Genomic DNA, 18,841 nt, shown 5'->3' on the forward strand with positions numbered 1-18,841 from the left:
ATACGGCGCTTGTGTGGCGGAAGAGAGCGACTAAGTTTAACCGATATCATCCTGTCACCTATGCGAGGCCTTTCATGGCGTCGGGATTTTTATCGATTGTCAAAAAAATCATCCGCAAGGGTAATCTGAAGCTCACGCTGGCCAATGGCGAGACACATGCGATTGGCGATGGCACCGGGGATCTGGTCGTCGTCCGGGTTGCCGACGAGGAGGCGGAGAAGCTTATCCGCCGCGACCCCACCCTCAAGCTCGGCGAAATGTACATGGACGGCCGGTTCATTCTTGAACACGGCAACATCTACGACTTCCTTTCGATGGTGAAGCAGAACACCACCAACGAAATTTTCGATATTCCGATGGCCGCACTTCTGGTCGGCCGCATCGCACTGCAGCAGCTGAAGAGCCGGCTGCCGGTCAATCACAACAAGCGCAATGTCGCTCATCATTACGACCTGTCGGAAAAGCTTTTCGAACTCTTCCTTGATGAGGACTGGCAATATTCCTGCGCCTATTTCGACCCGCCGGGCATCAGCCTGGAGGAAGCACAAGTCGCCAAGAAGCGCCATATCGCAGCCAAGCTTCTGCTGGAGCCCAACCAGCGTATTCTGGAAATCGGCTCCGGCTGGGGCGGCATGGGGATGTATCTGGCGGAATCGACAAAGGGCGTTGACGTCACCGGCATCACGCTCAGCGAAGAGCAACTGAAGATCTCGCGCGAGCGCGCCCAAAAGCGCAGTCTCGCCGATCGCGTCCGCTTCGAGTTGCAGGATTACCGCACGATGACGGGCATGAAGTTCGACCGCATCGTCTCGGTCGGCATGTTCGAGCATGTCGGCATCGGCAATTTCAACAATTACTTCCGCAAGGTGCATGAACTTCTCGCCGACGACGGCGTCATGCTCCTTCATTCCATCGCCCGGCCGAAGCCGAGCTTTGCGACAAATGCTTTCATCGAGAAATACATCTTCCCACAGGGTTACATCCCCTCGATCGGCGAGGCGGTGCCTGCAATCGAAAAGGCCGGGCTGCTGATCCGGGACATCGAGGTCCTGCCGTTGCATTATGCCTATACGCTCCGCCATTGGCGCGAGCGCTTCATGGCGCGCAAGGCGGAAGCCGTCGCTCTTTATGACGAGCGCTTCTTCCGGATGTGGGAATTTTATCTCGCCGGCTCCGAAATAGGCTTCCGCTGGGATGAACTCTTCGTCATGCAGATCCAGGTTTCCAAGAACCAGTATTCGACACCGGACAACCGCAATTACATTGCCGAGAACGAGGCGAAGCTGAAGGAGTTCGAGGCCACGCGGCCTCCCTTGGAAAGGGTTGTCTTCTGAGATCGCGGCGCGGCTTCGGGCGCGTTTTTTCTACAAGGAAAGGCTTGCAGATGAGCAGTGCATTTCCCGAAATTCATCTTGTCCGCCACGGCGAAACAGAATGGAGCCTCTCCGGAAAACATACCGGCAGGACTGATATCCCGCTGACCCCGAATGGCGAGACGGCCGCCCGCAAACTCGCGGATCGCCTGAAGGGACTGATTGTCTCGGCCGTCTGGTCGAGCCCTTCTCAAAGGGCGACGAACACCTGCGCCCTTGCCAATTTCGGCGCAGATGCCGTGATCAAGCCCGATCTCGCCGAATGGGATTATGGTGCCTATGAGGGCATCACGACGAAGGAAATCCTTGCGGCCCGCCCCGGCTGGCAGCTCTTCCGCGACGGCTGCCCTGACGGAGAAATGGCCGCAGATGTCGGCGCAAGGGCGGACCGTATCGTCCGCGACCTTCGCCAAGTCGGCGCGCCGATCCTGATCTTCTCCAGCTCCCACTTCCTGCGCGTGCTCGCTGCCCGCTGGCTCGGCCTGCCGCCGGAAGACGGCTCGCGCTTCGTCCTTGATACTGCAAGCATCAGCATCTTAGGCTATGAGCACGATCTGACGGAGCCGGTGATCCGGCGCTGGAACCAGCCGTAAGGGTCTATTGCGCTTTCGAGCGGCGCGATGAACGATTGAATTTAAAGCTTGTTTCGAGTTCAAGCTTCGGAGCTGCCTATGCGAACACGTCTCGACGATTTCATCAGCAGGATTTCCGCACAGAGGGATATTCTCGATCACATCGCGGCAAGGCAGGCGAGCCTGCCCCATGGACCGATCCTCGAAATCGGCCTCGGCAATGGCAGGACCTACAGCCATTTGCGTGTGCGCTTCCCGGATCGGCACATCATTGCATTCGACCGCGAAAACGGCGCGCATGGAAGCTGCCGGCCCGATGACGGCGATGTCGTCATCGGCGACATCAGGGAGACTTGCCTGAGTTATACCGGCACTAGGGCAGCCGTCGTTCATGCCGACATTGGAACCGGTTATCCGGAGCAGGATGCAATCATCCGCGAATGGTTGCCCTCTCGCGTGGTCGCGGTGCTGACCCTTGACGGATTTGTCGCAAGCGGCCTGGAATTGAAGCATTCCGAACTGGAGGAAATGCCGCTGCCTCCGTCCGTCGAGAAGGGCCGCTATTTTCTCTATCGGCGAAGATGATCGCGGAGGCAGGCCACGCTGCTATTGACCCGCGCCTTCGCCCGTCGCTAGATGGCCGCATGCAACAGATTGGCGGCTTGAACGGGCGCGTTGCCGATGCGCCTTCAGACAATTGGGTTTACCGGGTTTTGCCCTCATGGCTCTGGCCCTATGCGCAGCTGGCGCGCTGGGACAGGCCAATCGGCTGGCAACTCCTGATGTGGCCCTGCTTCTGGTCGGTGGCGCTTGCCGCAAATGTGGCCGCGGGACAAGGCCTGTTTTCCGGCTCGCAGACGCTGTTTCACCTGGTTCTCTACTTCATCGGCGCCGTCGCCATGCGCGGGGCAGGATGCACCTACAACGATCTGGTCGATCACAGGATCGACATGGAGGTCGCACGCACCCGCTCGCGGCCCCTGCCTTCGGGGCGCATCACGCGCACCCAGGCAAAGATATTCATGGTGCTTCAGGCGCTTGCCGGTCTGCTGGTGCTTTTGCAGTTCAACTGGTTTGCAGTCACTCTCGGCGTGCTCTCGCTCGCCATCGTCGCGCTCTACCCGTTTGCCAAGCGCTTCACAGACTGGCCGCAATTTTTTCTCGGCCTTGCCTTTTCCTGGGGCGCACTGATGGGTTGGGCTGGCATATTCGGCGGCCTGTCTTTCGCTGCGATTGCGCTCTACCTTTCTTCCGTCGCCTGGACGATCGGCTACGACACGATTTATGCGCATCAGGACAAGGAAGACGACGAATTGATCGGCGTGCGTTCCACCGCCCTGCTTTTCGGCGATCGGACGCGGCAGTGGCTGATCGGTCTTTATGGCGCAACACTGGTCCTGATGCTGCTCGCCTTTCTTTTGGCCGGCGTCGGTTTCTCGGCCCATCTCGGGCTGCTGATTGCCACCGGCATGTTCGCCTGGCAGATCGCCAGGCTCGACATCAACGACGCGACGCAATGCCTGGCGCTTTTCAAGTCGAATAACCGTGTTGGGCTGATCGTCTTTGCGGGACTGTTCGTCTCGCTGCTCTTTGGGCTTCCCTGATTGAAACGAAAAACCCGGCGCTAGGCCGGGTTTCAGATTGGGTCACTCGCCGAATTCTTAATTGCGGGCGATAATTTCCTTGCCTTCGATCTTCATTGTCACGCCGAGCTTGCCGGTCGTGCGGCGCACGAGGAAACGCGGACGGCGATTGGCGAAATAGGAATGGCGCCGGCGCGGTTTCATGTGGCTGGTACGCAAATCGCCGAGGTGCTCCTCGAGCGGGCGTGCAACGCCGTCGGCCTCCACCATCAGCATCGGAATGCGGAATGCCTCCGACCAGCCCCGCCAATCCGCCGCGATATCGGACAGATCGTGGGCGACAAGCAGCGGAATGCAGAGATCCGGGTCTTCGTGGTGCAATTCCAGCGTTACGGTCACTTCCCCGTTGCCGTGGTCGATCGCCCGGGCTGCAACGCCCTTGAAAGCGCGCTTCGGCAAGGCAACGGAAAGCGGCAGGCCGCTGGAGGGAAGGGTCTTGCGGAGGACGGCGCCGCGTTCATCGATCGTTATGCTGACGTCACTTGTGGAGTCGTGGATGGCGTAGCTGACCTGCTGGGGAAAGCGCGACGGATCGAGACGCAGTGTCGTTCCAGCCCAAGCGGGCTTCATAACGGTGTTGTTCATGTTCATTTCTACCCTTGTCTTACCTGAGAGCCGGTTTCCGGTCTTCTCCTCGGGGCTTTTTCGCCCTCTACGCATCGACAATAGGCGGGGCCTCTTCCGGACCACTTAAAATTTGCGGTTAAGAAAACTTTGCCTTCCCCGATGGTTATCAAAAACCAATGTGGCAGGGTTTCCGGACCATGAACGGACCGGCGAGGATGGCTGCGCCAAAGCGGGACAGCGTCAGGTAAGTCTCGGGTAAGCTTTGCATGGCAAAATGCGCGCAGGATCCTGCATTATTCTTTTAGGTTGTTTAAGGGCGCATTCATGATTTCCGCCTCCGTTGCCTACGCGATCATCAGTCGCGACCCGAAGACGAGTCTTGATCGCATTGCCTCGCAGGCGACGGTCAAAAGGGACGCCGAATACTACGCCGAGAATATCAACAAGGTGAAGGACGTCGACGACTTCCTCGGCAACTACAAGCTCTACAGCTACGCGATGAAGGCCTATGGCCTCGACGACATGACCTATGCCAAGGCCTTCATGAAGAAGGTGCTGGAAAGCGACCTGACCGACCCCGACAGTTTCGCCAACAAGCTTTCGGACCAGCGCTACAAGCAGTTCGCGGCGGCGTTCAATTTTAATGCACCCGAGCCCGATGCGCAGACGGATGCGCAGGAAGACGACCTGATCGACAGGTACAACGCATCCTTCACCGATCAGGAAAAGCAGGCGATCAAGGACACCGACTATTACAGCGCGGAGATCGCTGACGTGCAAACAGTCGATGATCTCGTCAATAATACTCGGCTGCGCACCTATGTGCTGAAGACGTTCGGCATCGATACGACCTACGCGTCCAAGCAGTTTCTGCGGGATGTGCTGACCAGCGATCTCAGCGATCCGAACAGCGTGGTGAACCTTCAGGGCGGTGAGAAGTACCAGGCGCTCGCGGCGCAGTTCAATTTCAATGCAGACGGCACCGTGAATGGCTCGGCCCAGACCGCGGCCCAGAAAAACATGGTCATGGAGCAGTACAATCTGAATTCGTCGACCGTCATTGTCGATAACGACGTGTTTCCGGATATCGTCTATACGACGAAGGCCGCTGCCGACTACAACAAGGCCTATTACGAATTCAAGATCAAGACGATCACCAATGTTGACAGCCTCATCGCCGATGAGCGCCTGACGGACTACATCAGGGCCGCTTACAGTCTTGGCCCGAGCAGCTTCGGCACGGACCTGAGCGACACCGCCTTGAGGCAAATCCTTATCGATCCCGCCTATGCCAATACGATGGGTGCCACGGCTGTCCATCAGGCCTTCAGCTTTGAGGCTGATGGAAGCGTCCTCGGGCCTGACGGCCCGCAATCGGATTCCCTGATCCAGGCAACTTCCGTAAACTACATGGCCCGTTACGACGACGAGGCGAAAGCGGCCATCGAGGAAATCGTCGCCAACTACAAGACACGCATGTCCGATACCAGGACGCTGGACAATTTCTCCGACGTCGACAGCATCAACGATTTCCTGAAGACCAACAAGACCGGCGATCTAGACAAGACGAACGACGATCTGCCCGACCTTTATCAGGTTGCGCTTCAGGCTTACGGCTTGACGGAAGAGGAACTGTCGAAATCCGTCATGCGCAGGCTGCTGGCAAGCGATCCTTACGACCCCGAGGGCTATGTCGCGTCCTTCAAGGACGACCGCATCACCCAATTGGCGAGAGCCTTCAATTTCGATGGCGAAGGTAACGCGTCGATCCAGCTGCAGGCACTGTCGCCCGCCGCGATGGCCAAATATGCGACGAACTATAAGTCGCATGTCACAATGCTGATGAAGGACGGCCCCCTGAAGGAGAAGGCATCCAAAGATGCGACCGAGGAAGTCGACTATTTCGCCAAGACCATGGAATCGGTGCAATCCCTCGATGATTTCCTGGAGGACGACCGGTTGACCGGTCTGATTCTCAAGTCTGTCGGTCTCGATCCGAAGGACTACGACGAAGAGACGCTGCAGAAGATTTTCACATCCGATCCCGACGATGCAAACAGTTATTTGAACACCAAGGCGGACACGAAGTTCAAGAACCTCGTCGCCGACTTCAACTTCGACACGGTCGGCAATCTCACGCGCGCCAAGCTGGGCATCGTCCAGGATCAGGGTGCGCTCGATCGCACGCAGGATGCCTATCTGCAGCAGACGCTCGAAACGCAGGAAGGCGAGACGAACGACGGCACGCGCTTGGCGCTTTACTTCGCCCGCAAGGCGCCGGATATCACCTCGCTCTACTCCATCCTAGGCGACAAGGCCCTCTTCCAGGTCATCACCACCGCCTACAACCTGCCGAGCCAGATCTCCAGCATGGACGTCGACAAGCAGGTTGCACTTCTCGAAAAGTTTGTGGACCTGAAGGATCTTGGCGACTCGAAGAAGGTCGACAAGCTGGTGAAGCGGTTCACGGCGATGTACGACATTCAGAACGTCACGACCCAATCGCCGGCGCTGCAAATTCTGACCGGTGGCGGTTAAGCCGCCACGTTCTTACTCCACGCTGACCACTTTCCCCGGGTTCATGATGTTCGCCGGATCAAGGGCACGCTTGATGCGGCGCATCAGGTCGATCTCGATGGCGGGGCGGATCGCGGCGAGCTCGTCGCGCTTGAGCTGACCAATGCCGTGCTCTGCCGAGATCGAGCCGCTGTGTGCCAGAACGATGCCGTGCACAATCTCGTTCATCTCATGCCAGCGGGCGATGAAGGCGTCCTTGTCGGCGCCGACCGGCTGGGAAATGTTATAATGGATATTGCCGTCGCCCATGTGACCGAAGGCGCATATGCGGGCGCCGGGCATTGCCGCGATCACCGCGCCGCCGGCCTCGTGCATGAAATGCGGGATCTTCGAGACCGGCACAGAAACATCGTGCTTGATCGAACCGCCTTCGGGCTTTTGGGCCTCCGACATGCTCTCGCGCATATGCCACAGCGCCTTCTGCTGCGCGACGGATGAGGCAATCGCCGCGTCCTGCACCAGCCCTGCCTCAAAACCCTGTTCGAGCAGCGCATTCATCATCCGCTCGGCGGTTTCCGCCGAATCCGAGGTCGAGATGTCGATCAGCACATACCACGGGTAAGCCGATTCCAGCGGATCGCGCACGCCCTCGATATGTTTGGCGGTGATCTCGACACCGAACCGCGGCATCAGCTCGAAGCCGGTCAGCGAGGTGCCGCAGAGGCTGCCCGCTAGATTGAACAGGGCAAGCGCCTCCTCCACGGAGTTAAGTCCTGCAAAGGCGACCTGATGGCCGAGCGGCTGCGGGTAAAGCTTGAGGACGGCACCGGTGATGATGCCGAGCGTGCCTTCGGCGCCGATGAAGAGATCGCGAAGGTCGTAGCCCGTATTGTCCTTCTTCAGGCGGCGAAGGCCGTCCCAGATTTCGCCGGTTGGCAGCACGACTTCGAGGCCAAGGCAAAGCTGGCGCATATTGCCATAGGCCAGCACCGCCGTTCCGCCGGCATTCGTCGAGAGGTTGCCGCCGATCCGGCAGGAGCCTTCGGCGCCGAGCGAGAGCGGGAAAAGTTTGCCATGCCCCTCGGCCGCCTTCTGCACCTCGGCGAGGATTGCGCCGCCGTCGGCAACCAGCAGGTTCGCCACCGGATCGACGTCGCGGATCCTGTTCATCCGCTCGAGCGAGACGATGATGTCCGACTTGCCCTCGCGCGGCGTCTGGCCGCCGACGAGGCCGGTATTGCCCGTCTGCGGTACGACCGCAGTGCCGGTTTCCGTCGCAAGCTTCAAGATGGCCGAAACCTCCTCGACATTCGCGGGCTTGAGCAGGAGCGGGGAGGAGCCGTGGTAGAGGCCTCGGTTCTCAATCAGGTGCGGGGCAAGCTCGGCCTCGCTGCGCAGCGCGTATTTCTCGCCGACGATTGCGGCGAAGCGGTCGAGAAGTTCGGGCGAGAGGCTGGCGCTCATCGAGCTCATTCCTTCCTTGTTATTCGCGCGGCGCGGCGGCACGCCGCAAACGGTCGTTGATCGCTTCGCCAAGACCCTCGTCCGGTATCGGCGAAAAGGCGATCGTCGCTGCGCCGCTGGCATCGGCCTTCTTCATATAGTCGAAAAGATTGGCAGCCGCCTCCGCCAGATCGCCACAGGGGCTGAGGTTGAGCACGATGGCGGCATCGCTCGCACCCGCGACATCGGCCGCGCCGAAGGCAATCAAGGCCTCGTCGCTTTTAACAGCCCCGGCATCGAGACGGACATTGGCACCGGGCGCATAATGCGAGGCGAGCATGCCGGGAGCCTCGATTGCTGCGGATGCCTTGCCGGCACGCCGCAGCCGCTTGCCGGCGACGCGCTCGACCTCGGAAGCCGGAAGCCCACCAGGCCGCAGCAGTTTCAGTTCCCCGTCCTCGACCTTGACGATGGTGGATTCGACGCCGACGGTGCTGGCGCCTGCATCGACGATGAGCCGGATCTTGCTGCCGAGATCGGCGTCGACATGCGCTGCGCTGGTGGGGCTGATCCTGCCCGATGTGTTGGCGCTCGGTGCGGCGAGCGGTTTGCCGAAGGCGCGGATCAGATCGCCCGCAAACCCCTTCGGCACGCGGATACCAACCGTATCCAGACCGGCAGTTGCCAGCGCATGGATCTGGCTTTCCGCCTTCAGGGGCAGGACGATCGTCAGCGGCCCTGGCCAGAAGGCTTCCGCCAGTGCGCGCGAGATCGGATCGAACTGCGCATATTCTTCCGCCATCGCCAGATCGCTCATATGGCAGATCAGCGGATTGAAGCGGGGGCGGCCCTTGGTCTCGTAGATACGGGTTATCGCCGCCGCATTGGTGGCATCGGCAGCAAGGCCGTAGACGGTCTCAGTCGGGATGGCGACCGGAAAACCTTCCGAAAGCACGGCGGACGCCATTTGCAGCGCTTCATGTCGATGTTCTGCGATGTCGATTATGCGTGCCATGTGCCGCCCGTTGTTGCAGGCAGTCCCATAGGCCTTTGAAAGCTTGCGATCAATATCAGAGCTGGCGGATGATTTCGCGAAGCTGTTCGTTGCGGGCTCCAAGCAGAAGCACATTCCTGATCGCCACCTGCGGATCGTCGGATCTGAAGAGCACGCCATTTCCGCGAATGGAGCGGTCGATCGTCATTTTCTCCGGCGTATGCTCGCCGGGCTTGATTGCGACGGCGAAATACATGCGGGAATATTTGATATCGATGTGATGGAAGAAATTGTCGTTGTCGCCGATGTCTGCGTAGAAATTAGCGATGTAGAAGGCCCAACTGACCTCCTCGTAGCGGGCGAATTTCGTCCGGGCCGCCGTGACATGGCAGTAGCCGAGATGCGGGCTGTCGGCGAGCGTCCGGTGGAACACCGTCTTGGGGAACTGGATCGTGCGGTGGAAGCCATTGATCTGCTGGTGCGCCTTGATGCCTGCCGTGTGCAGTTTTCGGCCGGTTTTTTCGCTTACTTCGCGGTAGCTCAGGTAGCGGCGTTCTTCGGCGAGCCAGTGCGCACGATCGCGGGTGATCTTGCCGGTGCGGAGAAATTCTGAATGCGGCGCTGCAGGCTTCATGTCCTGCGGCCTGGCATCTCCTTTGGCGTCGAAATAGCGAAGTTTCGCCATGGCTCGCATTCCATCTGCTTTGTCCGATAAGGGAAACATAGGAGTTTATGCTTAATGGCCCGTTAAAGCGCGTCTCCTGCGCATGATGGCGGGAGCGTGTGGCGAAAGGGCGTCGCAGATGCGATAATGACGGCGAATGCAGGTGGATTGCGCTGTCAGGTTTGAGTTCGTCGGATGTCGCATTTGAAGGCTCTGGGGCGGAGGCGAAAATCGTGTCGCCTCGCCACGCTGTCGTCAATTTCGAAGCCGATGTCGCATTACAACCAAGCGGCAGTCATGGCCGGTGTTTAAATGAAGCCATGATAGTTCTCCCGCATGGAGAAGCGGGCGCTTCCATCCCGCCTTCGCGGCGGCAGCCTATGGCACGAGGATAAACAGATGGATATTCGCAGCAACGTTTTGCGGCAGCTCAAGAACCGGCGCGCAGGCTTCAGCCTTGAGCAGCCTTTCTATATCGACGAAGATTATTTCAAGCTCGATATGGAGATGATCTATTATCGCGACTGGCTGTTCATGGGCCATGATTGCGAACTGCCGAAGCCCGGCGCCTATTTCACGGTTCAGATCGGCCAGTATCCCGTCGTCATCGTACGCGGCCGCGACAACGTCATCCGTGCCTTCCACAACAGCTGCCGCCACCGCGGCTCGCGTGTCTGCACCAAGGAGCACGGCTCGTCGGTCCGCCTCGTCTGTCCCTATCACCAGTGGGCTTATGACCTCGACGGCAAGCTCGCCTTCGCCCGCCACATGGGCGATGATTTCGACAAGAGCGGCTACAACCTGAAGCCCGTGCACTGCGAGAACTTTGCGGGCTACATCTTCATCTGCCTGGCAGAAAAGGCACCGGATTTCCAGCCGATTCGCGACATGGTGAGCCCCTATCTGCTTCCCCACCGTCTGAGCGAAGGCAAGATCGCCTTCCAGAACACCATTATCGAGAAGGGCAACTGGAAGCTCGTTTGGGAAAACAACCGCGAGTGCTATCACTGCGCCGCCAACCATCCGGAACTTTGCCGCACCTATCCGGAAGCCCCGAGCGTCACCGGCACGGACGGTGGCGCCGACGACCCGGAAATCGCCGGTCACTGGGCGCGCTGCGAGGCGGCGGGCCTTCCGAGCAAGTTCCAGATCTCGCCGGACGGCCAGTTCCGTACCGCCCGCATGCCGCTGATCGAGGATGCCGAAAGCTACACCATGTCCGGCAAGAGTGCCGTCAAGCGCCCGCTTTCGGAGGATGTGAAGATCGACCGCATCGGAACCATGCTGCTCTTTCACTATCCGACGACTTGGAACCACCTGCTCGGCGACCACGCGATCTCGTTCCGCGTCCTGCCGCTCAGCGCCAACGAGACAGCCGTCACGACGAAGTGGATCGTGCACAAGGACGCCGTCGAAGGCGTGGACTACAATCTCGAGGAACTCACCCACGTCTGGACGGAAACCAACGATCAGGACCGGCGCATCGTCGAAGAGAACGCCTTCGGGATCCACTCGCCGGCCTATGAGCCCGGTCCCTACTCGATGCTCCATGAAGGCGGCGTCATGCAGTTCCTCGAATGGTATTCGAACTTCATGGTGAACCGCCTCCAGGGCGATCAGGCGAAGCTTTCCGACGTCGCCTGAACTCTTCCCGTTTCAATTGCGGAAAATGAACCGGTTAATCCCCGGTTCATTTGGGTTCCGGTAGAAACTCAATCCATGCCGAACGGCGCGTGTTGGGAACATTTTCCGCACTCATACGTTACAGGCGAGGCCAGATTCGCGCTTGGGGATTGGAGAATACAATGAATGTGCTCAGTAAGAAAATTGCCAGTGCCGTCTTTTCCGTCGCTGTTGTCCTAACGAGCTTCGTGCCGTCCCAGGCCATTCAGATGCCGGCAGCACCGCAGATGGAAAAATCCTCGGACGTGCAGAACGTTCAGTATCGCCGTTACTATCGCCCGGGCTATCGTCCCGGATTCTATCCGGGTTACCGTCCCGCATATCGCTCTGGTTACTATGGCGGATATCGCGGCTATCGCTATTCGCGCCCTGGCTATCGTCACTATAACGGCTACTGGTATCCGCTGGCTGCTTTCGGCGCCGGCGCCATAATCGGTGGCGCGATCGCCTCGCAGCCGCGCTACGTTGCCCCGCCGGCCTACAGTGGCGGCGGCGGTCACGTCGCCTGGTGCGCAAACCGCTACCGTTCATACCGGGCTTACGACAATACGTTCCAGCCCTACAACGGCCCGCGGCAGCAATGCTATTCGCCTTACAACTGAGGCTTAATACAATTTTTGAACCGATCAGCCCGGCAGCACTGCCGGGCTTTTCGATATTATGTATAAATGCCGCTAGCTCACCTCGAGAGGAAGGCACAATGGCGGCTGCTTTGCGCCAGAGACGAACGCGCAACACCGCAAAGCCTTCGTCTCGACTCGATGCGGTCTAGAGCTGGTTGCTCACCTCGACGAGGTTGCCGTCCGGATCCTTGAAGTAAACGGACAGGATTTTACCCATCGCTCCGGCCCGCTCGCCCGGCCCGTCAACAATTTCGATGCCTTGGCGCTTGATCTGCAGGATGACCGAATCCAGCGGGGTATCGGTTAGCAAACAGAAGTTTCCGCTGCCCGGGACAGTTTCGCGGGCTATGTTTGGCGATGCACCGGCGTCCTGAAGGCTGATCTTGTTGGTGCCGAAATGCAATGACCACTTGCCGGGTCGCTCCTCCCGGGCCTCCATGCTGAGCACGCGTTCGTAGAAACGGCAGGTCACCGCAACATCATTTACACAGAGTACAATGTGGTCGAGTGCACGCACTTTCATGGTGTGATCTTATGCTTCTGCGCGACGAAGTGCGAGCCGGCACGCAAAGTCTGCGCTATTTCGATATGCGTTTATGGGAGCAGTTGCTTTGAATAGCGATTTTTCTTTGTCAGAGAATATTGACCCGCTTGAGCAGCCACCAGGCAAGCAGCACCGAAGCGATAAGGAGCGCCACCGCGTATTCCGTACCGCCAGGTCCTTCGGCGAAGGGTAGATTAGCCGTATTCATGCCGAAGAAGCCGGTCACCAGCGTTGGCGGCAGCAGGAAGGCGGTCATGATCGAAAGGATGTAGAGGTGACGGTTGGTCTCGGAGGACTGCTTCGAGTCGATTTCCTCGTGCAGCAAGCGGGCGCGTTCCTGCAATGCATAGATATCGTGGTCGACCGATTCCAGCCTGCTCGTTAGCCGGCCGGCGATATCCTCGAAGCCGAAGGGCATCTCGTCCTCGTCGGAGGCCGAGGCACGCCGCATGAGCGTCAAGACGTTTCTAAGGTGCCGGTGGAGGCGCACGATTGTGCGGCGTGCCGGCGCCAGCCGCCGCCGCTCATCGCGCGAAACGTTGTCGTAGACGAAGTCTTCGATGAGGTTCAGCTCTTCGGTGAGCTCCATGACAACGGAAATCAGCGTGCGCTGAAACTCGATCACCAGCAGTTCGAAGAGGTCCACCGGCCGGGAGAATTTTGCCGGATTCTTTTCGATCATCGCGCGCGCCCGCTCGACACTGCGCAGCGGCTGCAAACGGGTGGTGATGATGAAGCGATCGGCGATCGCGAAATGCAGCCATCCGAGATCGTTGGTATCCTGATCGAATTCACGCTGGCAATCGATGAGCGTGCCGTAGAGCATTTGCTCGTCCACGGTAAGCGCAGCATGCGTATCGCGCGTTGTGAGAGCCGTCTTGGCATCTTCGGAAAGGCCGTCCAGCGTCTCGAGCAGGGCAGGGACGCGCGCATCGGCGAGGTTGAGATGCAGCCAGTAAAAGCCGTTGCCGGACACCAGTTCTGCCGGAAACGCGCTGTTGTGCAGGCGCACTGCCTTACCGCTTCCTGCCGGAAAACTGTAGGCCCAGACGAGGCCGGGTATATTGGCGGGCAATGTATCCATCGGTCGCGATCCTTTCGATGCGATCTGTCTGTTTAGAGATTCTCCATGACGGTTGTTTGTGCAAGTGTGAAGACCTGCGAGCGGCAAGATGTCGTCAATTCCGAAACGCCGAATTCGAAATTGACGTTTACGTAAAAATCAATTAGCTCTTCCATCGGAGGCTTGGAACCACGGTTCCGTTTGAGATGCGAGGAGATGATATGTACAAGGCGCCCGTCGAGGACATCGCGTTTACTCTGAGACATGTCGCAGGGCTGAGCGACGCGATCGATAAAGGCCTGCTCGGTGACCTCGGCGAGGATCTCGTCGATGCGATCCTGAACGAAGCCGGTCGTTTCGCGACGGAAGAAGTCGCCCCGCTGGCCGAGATCGGCGACAGGCAGGGCGCTCGTCTGGTTGACGGCGAAGTGAAGACCCCGGATGGCTGGGCGAAACTCTATCAGGACTGGATCGCAGGTGGCTGGAACGGACTGACAGGCCCCGAGGAATATGGCGGCCAGGGCCTGCCTAACATGCTGAACGTCGCCGCTCTTGAAATGTGGAATTCCGGCGCCACAGCCTTCGCGCTCTGCCCGACGCTGACGATGGGTGCGGTCGAGGCGCTGAGCGCCCACGGCAGCCCGGAACTTCAGCACAAATACCTGGCGAAGCTCATCTCCGGCGAGTGGACTGCCACCATGAACCTCACCGAGGCGCATGCAGGGTCGGACGTCGGCGCGCTGAAGAGCCGGGCCGAGCGGCGCGATGACGGCACCTATCGCCTGTTCGGCCAGAAGATATTCATCACCTGGGGCGAGCACGACGCTACGGACAACATCATTCATCTCGTCCTCGCCCGCCTGCCTGATGCACCGGCCGGCACGCGCGGCATTTCGCTGTTCCTCGTGCCGAAGTTCCTTGTCAACGACGATGGCTCGCTTGGTCGCCGCAACGACGTCTTTTGCCATTCCCTGGAACACAAGATGGGCATCCACGGATCGCCCACCTGCACGATGATTTATGGCGACGGCAGGTTCGGCGGCGAGAAGGGGGCGGTCGGCTGGCTCGTGGGCGAGGAGAACAAGGGTCTCAACTGCATGTTCACGATGATGAACAACGCCCGCCTGACGGTGGGCATGCAGGGTGTCGCGATCGCCGAAGCCGCAACGCAGAAGGCGATAGCCTATGCCATGGAGCGCACGCAGGGCAGGGCGCCCGGCTGGAACGGCAGCGGCATGAGCCCGATCATCGAACATCCCGACGTTGCCCGCATGCTGCTGACGATGAAGGCGCTGACGCAAGGCTCCCGCGCCATTTCCTATGCCTGCGCTCACGCGATCGACATGTCGCATCGCGCCAGTGGAGACAAGCAGCATTGGCAGGAACGCGCTGCGCTTCTAACGCCGATCGCCAAGTCCTTCTCGACCGATGCGGGCGTCGAGGTCGCCTCGCTCGGCATTCAGGTCCATGGCGGCATGGGCTTCATCGAGGAGACGGGCGCTGCGCGCTTCCTGCGCGACGCTCGGATCGCGCCGATCTACGAAGGCACCAACGGTATCCAGGCGATCGATCTCGTCAGCCGCAAGCTGCCGCTTTCGAACGGCGATCACGTGAAAGGCTTCCTCGCCGAACTTCGCGATATCGCCGATCAGGTGCGCAGTTCCAATCTCGATGGCTTTGGCGAAACGGCAGCGCGGCTTGATTCGGCCATCGCCGATCTCGAACAGGCAACCGGCTGGCTTTTGAAGGTGCAGGCAGATGGCAAGGTGGCCGATGCCCTTTCGGGAGCGACGCCCTATCAGCGCCTCTTCGGGCTCGCCCTGACCGGCTCCTACCTCGCCAAAGGCGGGCTTGCCAGGGTATCTGACGGTGCGGAGGAAAGCCGCATTGCGCTTTGCCGCTTTGCCGCCGAAAATCTGTTGTCGGAAACCGCAGCCTTGAAGGATCGCGTCATCAACGGCGCAGATAGTCTCGCCGCTGCCCGCATTGCTCTTGCCTGAGGATCATCATGTCCGACCACATCATCGTCGAACAATCCGCTGCCCATCCCGGCGTACAGATCATTCGCTTCAACCGCCCGGAAAAGAAGAACGCGATCACCCGCGCCATGTATGTGCGGATGACCGAAGCGCTGAAGGTCGCGAATGAGGACATCGCCATCCGGGCGACGGTCTTCCTCGGCACGGAAGGCGCTTTTTCCGCAGGTAACGATATCGGCGACTTCCTTGCGGCGGCGATGGGTGGCTCCCTTGGCCGGGAGCTTCTCGATTTCCTCAATGCGCTCGTCAATGCCGAAAAGCCGCTGGTTTCCGGCGTCGATGGGCTGGCGATCGGCATCGGCACGACGATGCACATGCATTGCGATTTGACGGTCGCCTCCGACCGCAGCCAGTTTCGCACACCTTTCGTCGATCTGGCGCTCGTTCCGGAAGCTGCCTCCAGCTTGCTTGCGCCGCGCATCATGGGTCATCAGCGCGCCTTCGCCCTGCTTGCTGCAGGTGAAGCATTCTCCGCGCAGGAGGCAAAGGATGCCGGGCTGGTCTGGAAGGTTTGCTCCGCGCCGGACGTTGAGCCCCTAACCCTTGCTGCCGCCGCAAAACTCGCCGCCAAGCCGCCGGAAGCCTTGAAGATTGCTCGTGATCTCATCCGCGGCGACCGTGCCGAGATCATTGCGCGCATCGATGACGAGGCCCGGCATTTTGCCGCACAGTTGAAGAGCGCGGAAGCCCGTGCGGCTTTCGAGGCCTTCATGCGCCGCTGATGCGGGGCACAGGATTTTTGCGAAATTTTAAGCCTGTTTTAAGTAACCCCTAATAATCAGGGGGTGACGAGCTGATTCCATTCGGTCGTCCGGGCGCATGAGGCGCTTTGCGCATCCTTGTCTCCATGAGCCCTCTGCCCGTTCCGCGCTCCCGCCCCGCGTTCCTGCGCGCCGACGGGACGGCAGACGATCCGAAAGGAACGCATCTTGAAAAAGAAGACGAATTTGATGACGCGCATCCTTGTCGCCGCGTCTGCCGTCGTTCTCGCGGCCTTTGTCGCCTTTTCCTCTTATATCAATTCGGTGCAGCGCAGCGTCACGACGGCCTCGATCGAAGCGAATATCCAGTCTTCCGGCGAGCAGGCTGCACGCAGCCTTGCCAACTGGATGAACGGTCGCGTCACGCTGACCGCGATGGTCGCGAACGCCTCCGCAAAGGCTGCCGATCGCGCCGGCGTTGTCAGCGTGCTGCAGAACGACGTCCTAACGAAGCAGTTCGTCAGTACCTATCTCGGCGACGAACAGGGCGTCTTCACGTCCTGGCCGGACCTGCCGCTCCCGGCGGACTACGATCCGCGCAAGCGCCCGTGGTATCAGGACGCTGTCAAGGCCGATGCGCCCGTTCTGACCGAGCCCTACACCGACGCCTCGAGCGGCGATCTCATCATCAGCGCTGCCGTTCCGGTCAAGCGCGACGGCAAGCTCGCCGGCGTGGTCGGCAGCGATTTCTCGCTCGATACCATGGTGACGATGATCAAGGAGATCGATCTCGGCGGCCAGGGCATGGCTTTCCTGGTCAACAAGAGCGGCCAGATTCTCATCCATCCGGATGCCAAGCTTGTTACCAAGACGCTTGCCGATGCCTTCCCGAACGCGACGCCGTCGATCGGTCCCGGCCTGGTCGAGAGCGTATTCGACGGCAAGCCGGTTCTCGTCAGCTTCCTGCCGGTTGACGGTCTGCCGACGGTCGAGTGGCATCTCGGCTTCGTCGTTGACGGCGACAAGGCCTTCGCGTCCCTGAACGAATTCCGCATCGCGGCGACCATCGCCACGCTTCTCGCCGTTGGCCTGATGATCGTCGCCATGGCTTGGCTGCTGCACGGTCTCGTCATCCGCCCGGTCACCGCCATGACGGCTGCGATGCAGAACCTGGCAGCCGGCAATCTCTCCGCCGCCATTCCCGGTGAGGAACGCCGCGATCAGATCGGCTCGATGGCCGAAGCGGTCGCCGTCTTCAAGAACAACGCAATCGACCGCGAGCGCCTGGAAGGAGAGGCCGAGACCAGCCGCGCACTGACCGAGCGCGAGCGTCAGGATCGCGAAGCGCAAAAAGCGCTGGAGGCGGCGGAAATCCGTACCGCCGTCGATGCGCTGGCGGGTGCGCTCGGAGCGCTTTCGGAGGGTAATCTCGCCCACCGCATCGAAACGCCGTTCGCCGTGCATCTCGACCGTCTCCGCAGCGACTACAACACGGCCGTCGGCAAGCTGCACGCGGCACTCCAGACCGTCGGCCGCAACGCGCATGCGATCGATGCCGGTGCGTCGGAGATCCGCACGGCTGCCGATGGTCTCGCCCGCCGCACGGAGCAGCAGGCAGCGTCAGTCGAAGAGACTGCCGCAGCACTCGAGGAGATCACGACCACCGTCAAGGACACCGCCCGCCGCGCCGAGGAAGCAGGCAATCTCGTCAACCGCACACGCGCCGGCGCCGAAGAATCCGGCGAGATCGTCCGCAAGGCGGTCAATGCGATGAACGGCATCGAGCAGTCGTCCGAGCAGATTTCGAACATCATCAGCGTCATCGACGATATCGCGTTCCAGACGAACCTTCTGGCGCTCAATGCCGGTGTCGAAGCCGCACGTGCCGGCGAGGCAGGCAAGGGCTTTGCCGTCGTCGCGCAGGAAGTTCGGGAACTGGCGCAGCGTTCCGCCAAGGCGGCCAAGGAGATCGAGAGCCTGATCACGGCCTCGAATTTCCAGGTTCGCTCCGGTGTGACGCTGGTCGGCGATACCGGCAAAGCACTGGAGGGGATCGTCCTGCAGGTGCAGGAAATCAGCCGCCATGTCGGTGCGATTGTCACGGCCACCCGTGAGCAATCGACCGGCCTCCACGAGATCAATATGGCCGTCAACACAATGGATCAGGGCACACAGCAGAACGCTGCAATGGTCGAAGAGCAGACAGCGGCAAGCCACGGCCTCGCAACCGAGGCCGCAAAGCTGATGCAGCTTCTGGCGCAGTTCAACCTACAATCCGGGGCGCATGCAATGACGGCTTCGGCTAGCCGCCGCGCCGCCTGATCCCTGCCGCTTCAAACCAAAAATGCCCGCGTTGGTGCGGGCATTTTCGTTCGCGCGCTGGATCGCAATGGCGGCTCAGCGAGAGCCTGTGGC

Annotated in this window: 16 protein-coding genes; 10 read left to right on the forward strand and 6 right to left on the reverse strand. The window is 60.1% G+C overall.

Annotated features, from left to right (window positions below):
- Positions 1-74 precede the first annotated feature (74 nt).
- The 4 genes from ACW4PC_RS19315 to ubiA all read left to right on the forward strand — a co-directional run bounded on the left by ACW4PC_RS19315 (position 75) and on the right by ubiA (position 3,549).
- Positions 75-1,334 carry a class I SAM-dependent methyltransferase gene (locus ACW4PC_RS19315; RefSeq protein ID WP_455874834.1) on the forward strand — a complete coding sequence of 420 codons (1,260 nt, stop codon included), beginning with the start codon at positions 75-77 and terminating at the stop codon, positions 1,332-1,334.
- A gap of 50 nt (positions 1,335-1,384) precedes the next feature.
- Positions 1,385-1,966: a histidine phosphatase family protein gene (locus ACW4PC_RS19320; protein WP_455874835.1), complete on the forward strand. Its 582-nt coding sequence runs from the start codon at positions 1,385-1,387 to the stop codon at positions 1,964-1,966.
- A 78-nt stretch (positions 1,967-2,044) separates the two neighbouring features.
- Positions 2,045-2,530, forward strand: coding sequence for a class I SAM-dependent methyltransferase (locus tag ACW4PC_RS19325; RefSeq protein ID WP_455874836.1), 486 nt, complete (start codon positions 2,045-2,047; stop codon positions 2,528-2,530).
- Between the two features lie 59 nt (positions 2,531-2,589).
- Positions 2,590-3,549, forward strand: coding sequence for a 4-hydroxybenzoate octaprenyltransferase (gene ubiA / locus ACW4PC_RS19330; RefSeq protein WP_455874837.1), 960 nt, complete (start codon positions 2,590-2,592; stop codon positions 3,547-3,549).
- A 57-nt stretch (positions 3,550-3,606) separates the two neighbouring features.
- On the opposite strand, the gene ACW4PC_RS19335 is transcribed toward ubiA, so the two are convergent.
- Positions 3,607-4,173, reverse strand: coding sequence for a DUF6101 family protein (locus tag ACW4PC_RS19335; RefSeq protein WP_455874838.1), 567 nt, complete (start codon positions 4,171-4,173; stop codon positions 3,607-3,609).
- Positions 4,174-4,479: 306 nt separating this feature from the next.
- Between ACW4PC_RS19335 and ACW4PC_RS19340 the strand changes: the two genes are divergently transcribed.
- Positions 4,480-6,693: a DUF1217 domain-containing protein gene (locus tag ACW4PC_RS19340; RefSeq protein ID WP_455874839.1), complete on the forward strand. Its 2,214-nt coding sequence runs from the start codon at positions 4,480-4,482 to the stop codon at positions 6,691-6,693.
- Between the two features lie 12 nt (positions 6,694-6,705).
- Here ACW4PC_RS19340 and ACW4PC_RS19345 read toward each other — a convergent pair whose 3' ends face one another.
- The 3 genes from ACW4PC_RS19345 to ACW4PC_RS19355 are packed head-to-tail and all read right to left on the reverse strand — an operon-like array spanning position 6,706 to position 9,794.
- Positions 6,706-8,136: an FAD-binding oxidoreductase gene (locus ACW4PC_RS19345; protein WP_455874840.1), complete on the reverse strand. Its 1,431-nt coding sequence runs from the start codon at positions 8,134-8,136 to the stop codon at positions 6,706-6,708.
- A gap of 19 nt (positions 8,137-8,155) precedes the next feature.
- Positions 8,156-9,130: an L-threonylcarbamoyladenylate synthase gene (locus tag ACW4PC_RS19350; protein WP_455874841.1), complete on the reverse strand. Its 975-nt coding sequence runs from the start codon at positions 9,128-9,130 to the stop codon at positions 8,156-8,158.
- A gap of 55 nt (positions 9,131-9,185) precedes the next feature.
- The gene (locus ACW4PC_RS19355) at positions 9,186-9,794 is read right to left on the reverse strand and encodes a DUF6656 family protein (protein ID WP_455874842.1); all 609 of its coding nucleotides are present in this window, start codon (positions 9,792-9,794) and stop codon (positions 9,186-9,188) included.
- A gap of 378 nt (positions 9,795-10,172) precedes the next feature.
- Between ACW4PC_RS19355 and ACW4PC_RS19360 the strand changes: the two genes are divergently transcribed.
- Both ACW4PC_RS19360 and ACW4PC_RS19365 read left to right on the forward strand, forming a co-directional pair.
- The gene (locus ACW4PC_RS19360) at positions 10,173-11,417 is read left to right on the forward strand and encodes an aromatic ring-hydroxylating oxygenase subunit alpha (RefSeq protein WP_455874843.1); all 1,245 of its coding nucleotides are present in this window, start codon (positions 10,173-10,175) and stop codon (positions 11,415-11,417) included.
- Between the two features lie 161 nt (positions 11,418-11,578).
- Complete coding sequence (locus ACW4PC_RS19365; RefSeq protein ID WP_455874844.1) at positions 11,579-12,058, forward strand: BA14K family protein; 480 nt, start codon at positions 11,579-11,581, stop codon at positions 12,056-12,058.
- Between the two features lie 166 nt (positions 12,059-12,224).
- On the opposite strand, the gene ACW4PC_RS19370 is transcribed toward ACW4PC_RS19365, so the two are convergent.
- Together ACW4PC_RS19370 and ACW4PC_RS19375 are read right to left on the reverse strand one after the other, a co-directional pair.
- Positions 12,225-12,602 (reverse strand): VOC family protein, encoded by a 378-nt coding sequence (locus tag ACW4PC_RS19370; protein ID WP_455874845.1) that lies wholly within the window; start codon positions 12,600-12,602, stop codon positions 12,225-12,227.
- Positions 12,603-12,711: 109 nt separating this feature from the next.
- Positions 12,712-13,707 carry a transporter gene (locus tag ACW4PC_RS19375; RefSeq protein WP_039844162.1) on the reverse strand — a complete coding sequence of 332 codons (996 nt, stop codon included), beginning with the start codon at positions 13,705-13,707 and terminating at the stop codon, positions 12,712-12,714.
- A 200-nt stretch (positions 13,708-13,907) separates the two neighbouring features.
- Between ACW4PC_RS19375 and ACW4PC_RS19380 the strand changes: the two genes are divergently transcribed.
- From ACW4PC_RS19380 to mcpU, 3 genes are all read left to right on the forward strand, one after another.
- The gene (locus ACW4PC_RS19380) at positions 13,908-15,686 is read left to right on the forward strand and encodes an acyl-CoA dehydrogenase (RefSeq protein ID WP_455874846.1); all 1,779 of its coding nucleotides are present in this window, start codon (positions 13,908-13,910) and stop codon (positions 15,684-15,686) included.
- Positions 15,687-15,694: 8 nt separating this feature from the next.
- On the forward strand, positions 15,695-16,447 hold the full coding sequence (locus ACW4PC_RS19385; RefSeq protein ID WP_455874847.1) for a crotonase/enoyl-CoA hydratase family protein: 753 nt from the start codon (positions 15,695-15,697) through the stop codon (positions 16,445-16,447).
- Positions 16,448-16,654: 207 nt separating this feature from the next.
- Positions 16,655-18,748 (forward strand): methyl-accepting chemotaxis protein McpU, encoded by a 2,094-nt coding sequence (gene mcpU / locus ACW4PC_RS19390; protein ID WP_455874848.1) that lies wholly within the window; start codon positions 16,655-16,657, stop codon positions 18,746-18,748.
- Positions 18,749-18,841 lie beyond the last annotated feature (93 nt).

It is taken from the genome of Rhizobium yanglingense (genome assembly GCF_977109285.1).